This window comes from Marinagarivorans algicola, from assembly GCF_001292705.1.
Lineage (GTDB): Bacteria > Pseudomonadota > Gammaproteobacteria > Pseudomonadales > Cellvibrionaceae > Marinagarivorans > Marinagarivorans algicola.
This window is the reverse complement of record NZ_LGAK01000003.1, coordinates 106,941-120,972: the sequence shown is the minus strand read 5'-3', so window position 1 is coordinate 120,972 and position 14,032 is coordinate 106,941. Positions and strand designations below refer to the sequence as shown.

Annotated in this window: 11 protein-coding genes; 4 read left to right on the top strand and 7 right to left on the bottom strand. The window is 45.1% G+C overall.

All coding sequences use genetic code 11. From position 1 onward, the window contains the following. Positions 1 to 10 precede the first annotated feature (10 nt). Positions 11 to 1,042: an NAD(P)H-dependent glycerol-3-phosphate dehydrogenase gene (locus AC438_RS01640; RefSeq protein WP_053979597.1), complete on the top strand. Its 1,032-nt coding sequence runs from the start codon at positions 11 to 13 to the stop codon at positions 1,040 to 1,042. A gap of 113 nt (positions 1,043 to 1,155) precedes the next feature. Here the strand turns inward: AC438_RS01640 and AC438_RS01635 are convergent, their stop codons facing one another. Both AC438_RS01635 and AC438_RS01630 read right to left on the bottom strand, forming a co-directional pair. Continuing rightward, complete coding sequence (locus tag AC438_RS01635) at positions 1,156 to 2,940, bottom strand: hypothetical protein (protein ID WP_053979533.1); 1,785 nt, start codon at positions 2,938 to 2,940, stop codon at positions 1,156 to 1,158. 253 nt (positions 2,941 to 3,193) lie between these two features. Next, positions 3,194 to 5,035 (bottom strand): alkaline phosphatase PhoX, encoded by a 1,842-nt coding sequence (locus AC438_RS01630; protein WP_053979532.1) that lies wholly within the window; start codon positions 5,033 to 5,035, stop codon positions 3,194 to 3,196. A gap of 620 nt (positions 5,036 to 5,655) precedes the next feature. Between AC438_RS01630 and AC438_RS01625 the strand changes: the two genes are divergently transcribed. Then, positions 5,656 to 6,852, top strand: coding sequence for a serine hydrolase domain-containing protein (locus AC438_RS01625; RefSeq protein WP_156316964.1), 1,197 nt, complete (start codon positions 5,656 to 5,658; stop codon positions 6,850 to 6,852). Between the two features lie 141 nt (positions 6,853 to 6,993). Continuing rightward, positions 6,994 to 8,577 carry a murein biosynthesis integral membrane protein MurJ gene (gene murJ / locus AC438_RS01620; RefSeq protein ID WP_053979596.1) on the top strand — a complete coding sequence of 528 codons (1,584 nt, stop codon included), beginning with the start codon at positions 6,994 to 6,996 and terminating at the stop codon, positions 8,575 to 8,577. Positions 8,578 to 8,643: 66 nt separating this feature from the next. Here murJ and AC438_RS01615 read toward each other — a convergent pair whose 3' ends face one another. The 3 genes from AC438_RS01615 to AC438_RS01605 all read right to left on the bottom strand — a co-directional run bounded on the left by AC438_RS01615 (position 8,644) and on the right by AC438_RS01605 (position 10,959). Beyond that, entirely contained in the window at positions 8,644 to 9,642 is a 999-nt protein-coding gene (locus tag AC438_RS01615) for a WD40 repeat domain-containing protein (RefSeq protein WP_053979530.1), read from the bottom strand. 89 nt (positions 9,643 to 9,731) lie between these two features. Next, positions 9,732 to 10,196, bottom strand: coding sequence for a sigma D regulator (gene rsd / locus AC438_RS01610; RefSeq protein ID WP_053979529.1), 465 nt, complete (start codon positions 10,194 to 10,196; stop codon positions 9,732 to 9,734). A 259-nt stretch (positions 10,197 to 10,455) separates the two neighbouring features. Further along, the gene (locus AC438_RS01605) at positions 10,456 to 10,959 is read right to left on the bottom strand and encodes a disulfide bond formation protein B (protein ID WP_053979528.1); all 504 of its coding nucleotides are present in this window, start codon (positions 10,957 to 10,959) and stop codon (positions 10,456 to 10,458) included. Between the two features lie 278 nt (positions 10,960 to 11,237). Here AC438_RS01605 and AC438_RS01600 point away from each other — a divergent pair, with 278 nt between their 5' ends. Continuing rightward, positions 11,238 to 11,642, top strand: coding sequence for a flagellar basal body-associated FliL family protein (locus AC438_RS01600; RefSeq protein WP_238376297.1), 405 nt, complete (start codon positions 11,238 to 11,240; stop codon positions 11,640 to 11,642). 93 nt (positions 11,643 to 11,735) lie between these two features. Here AC438_RS01600 and AC438_RS01595 read toward each other — a convergent pair whose 3' ends face one another. Both AC438_RS01595 and AC438_RS01590 read right to left on the bottom strand, forming a co-directional pair. Beyond that, positions 11,736 to 12,026, bottom strand: coding sequence for an EscU/YscU/HrcU family type III secretion system export apparatus switch protein (locus AC438_RS01595; RefSeq protein ID WP_053979526.1), 291 nt, complete (start codon positions 12,024 to 12,026; stop codon positions 11,736 to 11,738). Positions 12,027 to 12,116: 90 nt separating this feature from the next. Then, positions 12,117 to 13,820 (bottom strand): hypothetical protein, encoded by a 1,704-nt coding sequence (locus AC438_RS01590; RefSeq protein ID WP_053979525.1) that lies wholly within the window; start codon positions 13,818 to 13,820, stop codon positions 12,117 to 12,119. Between the last annotated feature and the right edge of the window lie 212 nt (positions 13,821 to 14,032).

The window sequence follows — 14,032 nt, the reverse complement described above, 5'->3', positions numbered from 1 at the left end:
CGTGTCACAAGTGACCAATACAAATTCTAGCGATAAACAATATCGTGTAGCGATTTTAGGCGGCGGCAGTTTTGGGACGGCTATTGCCAATATTATTGCTGGTAATGGGCATAGCGCATGTTTATGGATTCGTGATCAGGCTCGCACGCAGCAGTGCCGTATGACGCGAAGGAATGCTGCTTATTTACCAGACTACCCACTCGAGGACACATTAACTTTTGAAAGTGACCTAGAAAAGTGTGTGGGTAAGTGCGAAGTGGTTGTTATTGCTATACCTAGCTTGTCTTTTCGTGATGTGGCCAAGCAAGTAGCGCCGTTATTAAAGCCCGGCACTATGGTGGTGAGTACGACTAAAGGTATCGAGTTTGGTAGCTTCACATTAATGAGCCAAATTTTAGAGCAAGAGTTAGGCGATGTAAAAATTGGCGTGCTAAGCGGGCCTAATTTTGCTGCAGAAATTGTTACAAATCAATATACCGCTAGCGTTGTAGCGAGTAACCATCAAGAGGTGCTTGATGTGATTCCGAGTGTGTTTTCTTCGGGTACTTTTAGGGTTTATACCAATCCGGATCGTTACGGTGTAGAGTTAGCGGGCGCACTGAAGAATATTTATGCGATAGCAACTGGCATGGCAGCGGCTTTGGGCTGTGGACACAATACAACCGCGATGATATTAACGCGTAGTTTGGCAGAGATGAGTCGTTTTGCTAGCGAGTTAGGCGCCGATACCATGACATTTTTAGGTCTGGCCGGTATGGGGGATTTGATTTTGACTTGTACTTCCGATATGAGTCGTAATTATCGGGCGGGTTTTGCTGTGGGTAAAGGTCAAACGCTAGATGAAGCCGTTGAGCAAATTGGTCAAGCGGTAGAGGGTGTTAATACCTTAAAAACAGTCAAAGCTAAAGCCGATGAAATGGGTGTTTATATGCCGCTGGTGCAGGCGCTTTATGCGGTATTGTTTGAGCATAAAGATATATCATGCATTATTCAGCAGTTAATGACCGGTGAAGCAACAACAGATGTAGAATATAATCGCTAGCCATTGCGCAGTCACCTTGAATAGATTATAAAATCGTAGTCATAAGAGCGCTAACCAAGCGCTCTAAAGAGCTTTAAAAGCATTTTTACGCACTCTTTAATTTGAATACACCCTTACCAGTCCAATCGTATATCCCATACTTGAGCTTTTTCTGTTGCCAGTACCGGAGTGTTTTCGTCTACTTTTTGATAGACATTGGTTGCAGGTGTAATATTTGCGTCGCGGCCGTGAATATAGTCTTGATCTTGTACAATAGTATAATAAGCTTTATTTAATGCCAGAGCACGCCTACGCGAAGGTGTAATTAAGGTGTACACATCTTTACCTTCTATTGCGCTGGGTATAACGCGACCCTCTTTAAACCAGTTTTTTTGCATTTCTGGATTTTGACGAAATTCATCGCCGCCGCCAACGACCTCTAAATAATGCTGTATTTCACCGACGCTATGACGCGATTGAGCTGTTTTATAGAGATTAAAATCTTCCGTTGTTGTATAGTTTTTTTGCGATAGGAGAGTCGGTGCATCGGGCATACCTTTTAAATTGATATAGCCCCAGCCTTGACGCCCAGTGATTTTTCGTGCAAAAGCAAATGTTTGATCAATGGTGGCGCCCACGGTGCTATGACAACCCATGCAAAAAAGTGTCTCTTCTTGATTTTGTGTGCGTAGATGACCTTCTTTTGCCTCAATAAACCCTAAGAGTGTCCAGCCAAAGGCATTGTTGGAGCCGCGGTCTTGGCGGTAGGTATAATTGGGTAGTCTCTCTTCTATTTTTTCTTGATGCTCGTTGCCATAAGCCGAGAGCAGACTTTGAGGTGATAGGTAAGTATCTTTTCGCATATAGCGAACTTCTTTCATTCGCGGGGGGAGGGTGATGTCGCCTTGGGCAGAAACTCCTATATAGCGTACAGTATGTAAAAATTCTGTGCCTTTTGGATAGAGCATAGTGTGTGATTGTATAGTGCGAGCGGCGCCGACAAAATAAGTTAAGCGCGGTAGGGTTATAACTTTGCCCATCATTCCGTCATTATTAATATCTTGGCAAATATTGTTTTCATCAATCACGGGTGTTGTGATGTTGGGGAGATCTTTAATGGCCATTTCTAAGATAGCTAAGTTGGCTAAATAGGTGTCACGTGAGTATTGGCTATTGTTGCATGATGTTGTTGAAAAGAGTCTCGGGAGGCGAATCATAACATCATCCGTAGCCCCATTGGTTGGCCAAAAAGTACTGGGTAAAGGCTTGTAATTAAAGGCCACCCAGCGACTACCATCTTTAGCGATGCCCAGCCTATCAAAAGCGGTAGCTCCTAAATGTAAATCATTTAATTTAGGAATGGGACCTTGCCAGTCGGGCATTGCTTCGAGCTGCTCGATGAGTGTTGAGTAATTATCGGTATTAATATAGTCGAGTATCTCTTGATCACTAATAGCCTGAATACGCGTACTACGGTCTTCGAATAAATTTTGCCAGCGATTAGTGGCGCCAAAATCTGAAAATGCATACTCTTGCTGTAAACCACCATCATTCATTGCGTTAGGGCGTGAACCATAAGGGTAGCTTTGGTGGCAGGTCATGCACGGGTTAAACTCTTCTTGATGCTTGGTATAGCATTGTGGCGGGATAACGGCTTCTGAATTATAAATAGTAGGGCTTTGTGGTGGTCGAACAGGGCCTCGGGGTGATTGTTTAATCAAGCTAACAATAGACTGAGTGTGTTGCTGGCTGTTTGCATTATTGTTTAAATTGTTCTGATCTGGTGTTTGAATGACTTGGGGGTTTATATAGTTAGCCTTTTTTGTCGTGTTAATCGCTACCTTATCGGGTATTGGGGTGGCTGAATTATTACAGGCAATGAGTAAAAGGCTGAGCCAGGTTAGGCAAAAAAATTTCATAGGTAACCGTTAATCAATCGCGAAAAAGTCACTGAGATATGAGATGGCATCATCAGCGTTAGCATGGGATATAAAGTTCTTATAGCATGGCGTCAAGCCAATAAGATCGGTTTGATCATCTGAGCGTGTAGAGTAGCGTGCCACATGAATACCACTCAATAACTACAAGCTTTTAAAATATTCAACATGAAGAACAAAGGTATTCGTTGGTGGGTTAACCAATACCTTTGTTATAATTATGCGGGCAGCTTAATTAAATAGCGGGGTCATCAAAAATCCAAACCATATTGTTTTCGTGGTTACCGGTATCTTCTCCAATGAGTACACGACCATCATTTAATATCGCAATGTTATCGGGGTTTGATATATTGTTGATATTACACTTATTTGTTGAGCGATCGCCATTATAGGGACCACCCACAATAGCCGGGATCATATGAGTAGCATCGATATTACCGTTGGTATCTTTACTGAGTGCCATACGGTAAACCACGCCGCATTTACCATGTGTGCCATCAAGCTGGATATCACCTGTGTCGTCAGCCATGGTGGCATCAAACGATGACATGGCAAGGTACATATAGGCTTGATTGCCATCAGCAGCGCCGCTGTTCCACCAGCTGCTTGCGAGTGCATAGTTAATGTTAACGCCTTCCATTTTCCTGAATTCACCTGTCGCACCTAAGGCAACTGCGGCTTTACGACTTTCTAAAAAAGCCACGCGATCATCGTTAAAAGGCGATGTAGCAATTGTGCCATCGGCATCAATATCAGTATTGATTTTAGCTTCTGCCCACGCATTAATTTCCATGTCGCTAATATGCTTAGCTTCGGCTAGCGTGCCGTCATACTCACGAATAATACTGGCTAATGCGTTGTTATCTCCTTGCCCCAGCATAATCCAGTCAATGGCAAAACTAGCTTCTGATGGGTCTTTAACGCCCGCTGTTTGGGTGACTTTAGCGGCATAGAGTGTTCCTTTACTTAAGTTGCCAGCTGTATCTGCAATAAATTTAAAGAGTACAACACCTGTGCCGTCATCGCTTAAAAAAACAGTTTTTTGGTCGGGCATTACTACTGCGTTTTCATGAGAAAAGCGGCCCATGACAAAGTGTTTTTGCATTTCGACATTGGCAACACTGGCGGCAGTAGCTGTGTTGTTGGTGCCAATCTCTACAATATAACCGTAGTCATAAGGGTTGCTCCATTGACCACTACCATCGGTTGGGTAGCCTAGATATTGTGCGACGGCTTGCTGGCCTGAAAAATTTGAGTGGGTATCATCAAACCATTCAGCGGAGTTATCAACGTACAACTCTTCCGAGGTTAATGGAGTGTTCCACGGGCTCACGGTGCCAAAGCAGTTAACCCAGGTACCATTAACACTCGAAAAATCTAGCATGCCATCAGGTTCAATGGTCTGATAGCCGTTGGCATCTAGATTATCGATATGGATTCTGCTCATGCCCCCTGGACGATCTTCCCAGTTGGTGTAAACAAAAAAGCCTGTACCGCCATCACTAATGACACCGTTAAAGTCAGGGTCATTAGAATTTTTGATTTTAGTTGTACCGTCAGCAGCAATAATATCGCCCATGGTTTTGCCATCGGCTAAAACGGTGCCATTCATGTCTTCCCCGTCATTTTGCTGGCTTAATATTTGATATTGACCCACAGCACTCAGCACAACTTCTTTATCGCTTTCGGTGATAGGGGCAGCTAGCTCGGCAATTTTACCTAGGTTATTAAAATTGGCACCGACAATGACACCCACAGTACCCTTGTTAAACACTTTGCCGGTATTATCGGCAATATCGTTGGCGCTATTAGGGTGCTGTACATTTAAAAAGAAGGTGCCGTCAGTATTCAAGTACATACCGGTAAACTCTGCGCCAAGGGGAGCTGTAGCTAAACGGGTTAATACTTTACCTTTGCCATCTTCACCGTCTTTACCATCAGCACCGGCTGATCCATCTTTACCGTCAATACCCACTTTACCTTGTGCGCCATCGCTACCATCGCCACAGGCGGTAAGGCCAAGTGTTGCAACAGGCACGGCTGCCGCAATTAAGAGGTGTAGAGCTTTAAGTTTCATTGTGTCACCCAGTCATTATAATAAGTTAAATATTTTGTAACTACTTAGAAGTACCGAAATTGGGCACTCATGAATTATTGTCTGGGTCGCTCAAGCCATCGATGGCTCTATGCTTGTGCAAAGTTTAATTTTGTATTGCAGGCACGCAGTCTACCTTCACATATCCTTAATGAGGCTGGAGGCTATCTAGGCACTCTGACAGTTTGCTCCTGCACCGCGTAATCTTTGCTTTCCCTACAAGTCTGGGGGCTTAAATGCCCAGAAAATAATCCATAAGTACTCCGTTTAAGGGAGTTTTTTCAGTCTGACTGAATAGTTACAATATTTTTAAGCGCAGGCGCCTGTACGGCCTTAAATCCTGTGGGCCTAGGTTAGCCTAGCCATATGACAAGGGGCTGAAGTTTTTTTGGCAGTTTGATTATTTTTTTATGACGTTAATATGACAATCTAGCAGGCGCTATATTAAAACCCTTAAAGACGGTGTACTCTATGGTGACTTTCTCTCGCTAAATATTGAATTCGCCGTCTTTAGGCTTGAGTGCTCGCACCCGATAAATAACGGATTAAGAATCGCGGTGTGTGATTTAGTTCGTATAAAAAAGGTTGTTAAAAATAGTTTTATGTTAACTGCTAGATTATGCTCTGTATTAATTATGCTGCTAGGTTGTATATGCGTTGTCAATAATAGCAGTGCGCATGTGGATTCAGATTCTAAAATTCCATCAGGTATTGAAAATAAAAACACACATATTACGCGCTTTAATACCGTGTTTGAAAAATATCTTGAAGAAGAGTTTACGCCGAGGCTTCCGGGGTATGCTTTAGCGGTTATTATTGGTGGGGATGTTGTTTTTTCTAAGGTGTCAGGTGTGCGTCGCCTTGGAGCGGACTCCCTTATTGATTTTCATACAGCCTTTCGTATTGCGTCTGTTTCTAAAACCTTTACACCGGCGGTGATCAGTACTTTAACGCGGCCGGCTGTTGATTTTGAGTCATTGGTGAGTGCTTACCTCCCGACGCTTAAATTGCAAAAAACGGCCTATCTGTCGGAGCTAACAGTTCGGCACTTATTGTCACATTCAACCGGATTAATGCCGCATGCGTACACCAATTTAATACAAGATGGGGTAGCTTATCGCGATGTTGTTAAAATGTTAGATAGGGTGCCCTTTGTGTGTAAGCCGGGAGGTTGTTATAGCTACCAAAATGTGATTTACAATCTTGCTGGCGATATTGTTGAGCAAGTGACTGGGCTTTCCTATTCTCATGTGGTAAGTAAGAATTTATTCGTGCGACTGGGTATGGAAGATAGCTCACTAGGGCTACAGGCATTTTTACACAATACAAATATTGCAATGCCGCATAAGTGGAATAAACGGCTACGATTATGGCAACCGATAAAACCAAAAGAAAATTACTACCAGTTAGCGCCTGCTGCTGGTGTTAATGCGAGCCTTAATGATATGACCATCTGGCTTAAGGCGCAGTTAGGTCTGGCCGCTAATGTTTTAAGCGTAAAGCAGCTGAACGAAATACAAACACCCAATATTAAAACTTCACGTAAAAAAGCACATTACATGCGTAAATCTTGGGATGGCGTTACTAATCCACAGTATGCGTTAGGCTGGCGAACGTTTGATTTTAAGCATGTTAATGGTTTTGTGCATCATGGTGGTTGGGTTGAAGGGGCGCGTGCAGAAATTGTATTTAACCGTGGCTTAAACATGGGCATGGTATTTTTAACGAATTCCGAGCCCGCTATCGCCAGCGATATTGTTCCTAATTTTATTACTCATTATTTAAATACAAAGTTGTGAGCCGCGCGTGACTTAATCACCACTATAAGTATTTGACAAGGAGCGCCTTAGTTTAACTGTTGATCGCAATGTGCAGTCAGGGTGGGCAAAGTTGCGAGATGAGTGAGTTTGTGGCGTAATGCCTGCTTTTTGAGTGATATTATGTCATCTGATACTTCAAGACCTGTTAAGGCGGCGCCCTCTTTATTACGCTCTGGCGCTGTTGTGGGGGTTATGACGATGTTATCGCGGGTGCTCGGGCTGGTACGCGATGTGGTGTTTGCGCGTTTTTTGGGTGCTGATAGTGGCGCAGATGCTTTTTTTGTTGCCTTTAAAATCCCTAATTTTTTACGCCGCTTATTTGCTGAAGGAGCGTTTGCACAGGCCTTTGTACCTGTGTTGTCAGAGTTAAGGCAAAAAAATGGCGGCAATGCGCTGAAGTTATTTGTCGATCATGTGGCGGGCTGCTTAGGTGTTTCTTTGTTAACTGTCACGGCTTTAGGTATTATTGCAGCGCCTGTATTGGCGATAATATTTGCCCCAGGCTTTTATTGGGATAACCCTGTAAAAAGCACTTTAACGGGGGATCTTATTCGCATTACTTTTCCGTATCTTTTTTGCATATCGTTGACGGGGTTTTTGGGGGCTATTTTAAATAGCTTTGATCGCTTTGCAGTGCCTGCCGTTACGCCAGTTTTACTCAATATAGTGCTTATTGTGACAGCTATTTTTATTGCGCCACGTATGGATGAGCCTGCGATGGCTTTGGCCTTTGGTGTATTGGTGGCAGGGGTGTTGCAGTTTAGTTTTCAGTTGCCCTTTGTGGCACGGCTAGGCCTGCTGCCTAAACCTAGGCCGGTATGGCAAGACCCGCACGTCAAAAAAGTTTTATTATTGATGGCACCGGCTATATTTGGTGTCTCGGTAAGCCAAATTAATTTATTGTTAGATACGGTGTTAGCTTCATTTTTACCAAGTGGTAGCGTGAGCTGGTTGTATTACTCTGACCGCTTAACTGAGTTGCCTTTAGGTGTCTTTGGGGTGGGTATTGCGACGGTGATTTTACCCGCGCTTTCGCGGCAACATACGGCAAGCTCTGATCAGTTTAGCGCGACGTTAAATTGGGCTTTACGTTGTGTATTAATTATTGCTTTGCCTGCAACAGTGGCCCTTATTATTTTAGCTAAACCGATACTATTTACGTTGTTTCAATATGGTGCGATGAGTGAACGCGATGTCAATATGGCCAGTGTGAGTCTTATGGCGTATTCATTGGGTCTGGCCGCTTTCATGTTGATTAAAGTATTGGCCAGTGGTTACTTTGCCCAGCAAGACACAAAAACGCCTGTGCGTATTGGTATTATTGCTATGGTGGCTAACATGTTATTTAATTTTGTTTTGGTGGTGCCTTTACATTTTGGTTGGCAGTTAGGGCATGCTGGCTTGGCCTTGGCCACTGGTGCTTCGGCATTTTTAAATGCAGGGCTCTTATTTCAGGGGTTGCGTAAGAGCGGCGCGTTTACTTTAAATGGTGGGTGGCGTCACTTTCTTACTGCGTTGCTATTGGCGAGTGTGGCGATGGGTGCGGGGCTATGGTTTGGTGTGCAATGGCTGCCAAGCTTTGCCGATTTACCTTGGCAAGAGCGATTGCTCAATACGGGAGGGTTATGCCTTGCGGGATTCGTGATTTACGGTGCGGTCTTGTTGTTGACGGGTATTAGACGCAAGCATTTAACTGTTGTTTAAGGGTGGCTATTTTACCATCTGTGTATGCTGGCTAATGGCAATTGCAGAGTTACTTTTGCAGGGTGCTCAGTGAAGCTGCGGTTTGCCCAGCTCAAACAGTGTGCCGTTTGAATGCAAGACCCACCACTTTTTTTGGAATTGTCCCAAAGCAACCACCGCAGAATTGTCTTTGCCTAAGCTCTGTTTTTTTGCGGTGCTCCATGTTGCTAAAGTACGGTATTGTTGAATGTCATATTGCTCAACGGTGTGGTCACTATAAGCCCAGAGTACTTGGGCGTGGTTAATAAAGTAAAAGTCAACGAGCCGCTTGCCCGCTTTTAAGGCCATCGCTCTTAGGGGGATACTGTGTACAAGGGTGATTTTTTTGGGGTTTTTGAGGGCGAGGAGTTGAGTTTCATCATAGCGGCTTGCCGTAATCGCGTAGCGCCCATCGGGTGAAAACCCCACTTTAGTGACACCGTCATTGTGTATGTGTGTGGCGATAGGCACTTTATGGTCTAATTGCCAGAGGTGTGCTTTATTGGCTTCTTCGCCGGTGAGCATAAATTGCTTGTTAAAGGCCACCGATAGGACGGGACTACTGTGCGTAAGGGTTTGTACAATGCCGCCTACCTCTAAGTTCAGTACTTGTGCTTGATGATTGTCTAGCCCTAATAATGCGCGCGTACCCGCTGGGTTAATCGCTATGGCGTTGATCGTTGCTGGTGCGCTCAGATAATGCAGGGACTGACCGGTTCGGGTATCCCAAATAATAAGGTTATTGCCACTGGCGGTGAGTGCTTGGTGCTTGGCGGGGGTGTAAGCGAGCGCGGTAATGGGGCTGCTTGGGGTAGCTGTGCGCCAAAGGTAACTGGGTTGTTCGAGGTTGTGTGTGTGCGCTGTGGTGCCTTGGGTAAGGCTGCCCAGTAGTAGTATGTCGGGTGTGATTAAGCCTACGCTGATGGTGTTTTGACTGATATCGATATGGCCTACCGGCTTGAGTGTTTTAGTGCAAGCGCTTGCGCTACATGCAGCTGCCAACAGGCCAATACGCCATAAGGTTGAGGTGAAAAAAAAGCGCTTCATGTTTGAGTGTCCTGAATGAGTATTTTCAGTTTAGCTCAGTTACATAAAAGCGCTTTTTAGATTGTACGATTGCTGAAAAATCGTCGTGATTAGGCAACGAGATCTTTATGGGCGACATGCAGTACTTCGATCATTTTATCTTCAGCCTCAAAGCGTGTTGCCAGCCACTCGCCGACCTTGGAGAGGTCAGTACTAAGAGTTTCTAAGTCGTCGATTTCTTGATATTTATCGTTAAAGTCGAGGATATCTTCGGTAGTGCCGTCAATGGTTTTGTAATAAACACTGGCGGTGCGCAGGCCTTCGGTATCGTCAAAATCCTTGGCTTCTTGCATCAATTGCTCATAGACTTCAAAGTGGCCTGCTGAAACATAGTCAACCATAAGTTGACAAATTTCACGCAGTTTAGGGCCGTACTCGGTGGCGTTTTTATCGGCAATGGTGTTACTGAGGTCGCAATACTCCACTAGCAATTTTTGGCGCTCGTTGAGCCAGCGATCGATGATTTCGCTAACGCCGCCCCAGCGTTCTTGAGCAGATTTGCAATCTTCTAACATAATTTTCACTTCCTGAACCGTGGTTGTTTTAGGTGCTTGCAGGGCAAGCTTTGTTCGGCTTTATGCGGCTTAGGTCGTTGAGACTAGCCACTGAATCGGTGCCGTATTTTAATAGCTCACAAAGGTGGTGAATACACAAAATTAACCCAAGCGTTTATTCGTGCTGCTGTGTCTCAAGATAGGCGATTGTTGGCGAGAGGGCAAGGGGCTTTTATTGATAAAAAGCCCTTGTAACGAGTGGTGTTTTTATGCTTGGAAGTTATTGCGGCACTTGGGGTGAGCGGAAAAACTGCCACAAATTAAAAGTCACTAAACCTGCAAAGGCGACTAATGTCCAGCCTGGAATGGTTAAGCCCAAAAAGGTTAAGGCGACTTCGGCACAGTTGCCATCGCCACGCAACAGTAACGATAGAGCATCCATTAAGGGGAAGTTGTCAAACATATAGGCGATATCGGGACCGCAAGCTGGCACCTGATCTGCCGGTAGACCTTGCAAGTGAATTTGGCGGGCTGAAAAGCTCGCGCCTATTGCGGCCAGTACAATCCCTAGGCCGGCATATATTTTTTGACCATAGCCTGTTGGTGCATGAATAAAGCCAAACAGCGCCACAAGACCTACGCTAATAATAAAAATACGCTGGGTAATGCAGAGCGCGCAAGGGATTAACTTCATGGCGTATTGCATATATAAGCCAGCTAAAATTAACCCTAAACAGCCTGCAGCAATAAGGGCAAACGTTTGGCGGGAGGACAGGGTAGGCATCTAAGAAGCTCCTAAAATAATATGGGTCAATAATATTGATTGATATGTTGGTTGATTTTTTTGTCGCTCTTTTGAGCCGTGCGATAAATAAATTGTATGCACTATTGACTGGATGTATTCATTGATCAGCGCGTTAAGAGCCTGTTAATCTAAGGAAAGTTCCCTCTAAATACAAGGCCTACACACGAAATACGTGAGCTACACTCAATGTGAAGTATTGGCTCAGTCATTGAAGTGAGGTGTGTTATATGTTTGTGGGTAAGGTTAGGATAATCGCAGTGGCTTTGTTATGTGGCTTGCCTTTAATGGCGTACGCTGAAATGACGCGCGCTGAAGATGAAGAGCCCGAGGCGCTAGCCCCTAAAGCTATTTACTTGCCGATTAAGCCTTCTTTTGTAGTCAATTATGGGGGTGAGGGGCGCTTAAAGTATATTAAAGCTGACCTGACGGTACGCCTTGAAACTTCCGAGGCAGCAGCATCAGTACGCCATCATTTACCCTATGTACGTAATAACGTGGTACGTTTGTTTTCAAGCCAAACTGATGAAACACTGGAGTCGCAAGAGGGTAAAGAGCTATTGCGCCAAGAGGTGTTGAAAGAAATTCAAAAAATCATTATGGAGGAAGATGGCGTTGAGGGCGTCAAAGATGTGTTATTTAACGCTTTAATTGTTCAAAAATAGCCACGCTAGCGGCTACTGAGTTTTGCTGAGAGCCAGACTTGAGGCTTTTAAGGCGCAAGTGCTAACCAGTGCTAAAGAGTCAGATGTTTTAGGCTAAAAGTCGGATGTTTTTAGGTTATAGGCAAAGGCGATAATGTGAGCAATAGCAGTGTATAGCTCTTTAGGGATATGATCGCCGACCTCGAGTAAATTCAGTAAATCGACCAGCGCTGGATTATTGCAAATAGGAATACTGTGCTCGTTGGCTAAGGCTAAGATCTGCGCAGCCAAATCATCTTCTCCTTTGGCCAAGACAGTGGGTGCTTGTTCGCCATCATAAAAGAGTGCAACAGCTTTGCTGAGTTCTTGCGCGGTGGGGAATGGTGTTGAATTGTGTGTGCTCATGGCATGCTCGCAAGGTGTAAATGGCCTATGGGGTAGGCTGCTGATCTTTATTCAAAGGTGTCGACATAAGGTGTCACCGATTGACTATTTTTATGTTTTTATATCAATAATGCTGTGTTGTAGTTTACTCGACTTGAGCGGAGGCGCACCTGTGTGGCAGCTCAGCTGAGTAATATTGAGCCCTATATCGCTCAGCTGCTGCTTAAATTGACTCAGGCGAGCTTCTATTGTGCGGTTGAGTGCGGGGGCTTGACTCCAGAAGGCCACACTTAAGTCGGTTTGCTGTTGCTCTGATTGTGGTAATTTTAAGCACTGTAGTTTTAAGTGTGCGCTCAGTGTTTGCGGTTTTAGTGTGTCTTGCGGTAGTTCAAAATCAATGGCTATTTCCCATTGGGTATTGGTTGGCTCTGCGGTTGCCTTGTGTGTGTTTTTGTTGTGCTGTCCTTCTTTTTGTTCTATGCGCACCTGTGCGTTACCAAACTCATCGCCCCAGCGAAGAGGAATATCTATGTGTTGTTGCCACTCATTTGAGCGCTCTAAATTGTGTGCATGATTGTGTATATGACCACTTGCGGTCCGAGTGATGTGCTGGGTTAGCTCTTGGGTGAGCCAGCGCGCTAGGGTGTGACGGCTTTCTTTCATGTCATGCATAGCGGAGCGCTTAGCTGAGGGTAGGCTGCCCAGTAAGGTTGTCAATAAATCAGTATGGCTTACGGCCAGTGGTGTGCCGCGTTCGGGTATCAGTAGTTGCTGGCTCAGCGCAAGACCTTGTTGAAGCCACTGAATCGTTTTGCCTTGGTGTGCGGTGCTGTGTTGGCTAATGTGTGCTGTTAACTGCTCGATGAATGCAGGCGTTGGGGCCGGCGACAGCGGTGTGGCAGAGGAGGCAAAGCTCGCTGTGGGTTGTGGGCTAAATACTGTACTGGCTTTGCTGGTGTGAATATTTGCATGGTGAGTGTTACTGGGAGCGTTGTTAAAAGTGTTGTTAAGGTCGTTGTTAGGTGGACTAGGTGCTTGTGGTGCTAATGGAGTAAGCCGTAACGGGTTTGTGTGAGCGGGTTGCATCAGTGTATTGAGCAGCTTGCGAGGCACTAACTGCTGGCCAATAGCCGGCGATAACGAGGTCAGGTTGTTGCTCAGTGTTTGTAGTTTGTTGAGTAAATGACTCACCGGCTCGCTTGTTGTAACTTTTTGTTGTGACTGTAGTGTGTCAGTTAGCTGACTCAAAGCCGATAAAATATTGCGCGTGGCTGCTTGGGTGTTTGAGGTGCGTGTGTATGCGGCATTGGTTAGTGCGGTGCTGGTCGGCTGAGCTTGATCGGGTACTATTTTTATTGTGCTATTGGGTGATACCAATATGGAGAGTGTGCTGCCGGTGTTGAGCAGTGGGTTGTTACTGGGTGTGTTTTTATGGTGCGCTGGGCTTGGGTAGGTAATGAGTAGGTTGAGCGTGCTAGCAACACGTATTTTGCTCCAAAGAGTGTTCTGGGTAGTGACCTGAGAGGTTGCACTGTGTAGTTGAGTTGGGCGGTCGATTGTTACCTGTGTATTGTATGTGGGGAGTTTTGACAGTAGGTCTTGGGGAACTTTACCTGATGCCTCGACTTTTGCAGTGAGGAGAGTTGGCGTAGTTATCTTGAGTTGGTGTATGAGTGTTTGTAGTGATTCAATCGGCACTTTGATGGTTTTATTTGAAGGCGTCTCCTGCCCGACTGTCCCAGCAGGTGGTATGACGCTAAGTGGTGCCTTGATGTTGATGAGGTTTGACTGTGGTGGTAACGGGGGCAGGCTCATTGTCTAACCTTTGGTTTGAATAGGGCATGTGCGATGGCATATAGCATATTTACGACAAAATAATTCTAATGAAATAAGCGATTTGCGCCAGTGCATGTGCAGGCTATGACCTGACTGCTTTGAGTATAGCGCTTGAGCGTAACGGAGCAATATTGTGCACAGGAAGGTTGTTGCTGTGCCTTGTGCCGATGCGTGTAGTAAGGTTTGTGTGA